The 808-nt window shown below is 53.3% G+C and carries 2 protein-coding genes; both read right to left on the reverse strand.

The features are described from left to right. Positions 1-299 (reverse strand): helix-turn-helix domain-containing protein (locus ACYVG7_RS10040; protein WP_024943280.1); only part of this gene is annotated, 299 nt, incomplete at its 3' end. Beyond that, entirely contained in the window at positions 299-649 is a 351-nt protein-coding gene (locus ACYVG7_RS10045) for a type II toxin-antitoxin system RelE/ParE family toxin (RefSeq protein ID WP_024943279.1), read from the reverse strand. The genes ACYVG7_RS10040 and ACYVG7_RS10045, both read right to left, overlap by 1 nt. Positions 650-808: the final 159 nt, after the last annotated feature.

The following is an 808-nucleotide window of genomic DNA, read 5'->3' on the forward strand; positions in this document are numbered from 1 at the left end:
ACGTTGAAACCGACATGCCTCCCTGTAGGAAGCTCAACATCAACACGCAGCTTCCCACCCATTGCTTCCACGTAACGCTTCATGGTGGATAGCTTGATATCATTCCCACGCTGCTCCATCGCCACAACGGCCGGTTGGCTGATCCCGAGGGCAGAGGCCAACTCCACCTGGGACACTTCCAACTCTTCACGCAGCGCTTGCAAGCGTACCTCCAGCAGCAGCTCGTTAGCCATCTCCTGGATCCGCTGCTGACTATCCACCGAGCGGGAGGCCAGCATCTCATTCAGTGTTCTTCCCATTACCCTACCTCCAACTCAGTTAAGTGCTTGGCGTATTCCGCCTCAGCGACCGGCAACATCTCTTTGTAAAACCGCTTATCGTTACCGCCCTTATTTCCAGCACACAACACGATAGCTTGCCGCAACGGGTCAAAAGCAAAGAACGCTCGTAGCGGATCCCCCTGGTGCTGAACTCTCAGCTCTTTGAGGTTCGTAAAGCGAGACCCCTTGATGGTATCAACTAAGGGTCGCCCTACTGATGGACCGCCCTGTGCCAAGGCAAGCAACCCAGCCAAAACCTTCTCCTGCGTGGCCTCGTCTTGTTCATCAAACCAGACATCGAATAGAGAGGTCGTTTTTACTGTCCACATAGCGCACCAAATATAACCTTTGGTTTATATTATAGAGGGTCTCGACGTAGGTAACAAGTTACCGCTGTCGTAGTGCAAGCATGAAGCTACTGGCATCAACCTCGAACCGGCTGACCCCGATCTGCTGCAGGTAGAGCACCAAGGTATCGAGCTTGCGAA

The sequence above is a fragment of the Pseudaeromonas pectinilytica genome (assembly GCF_054780855.1).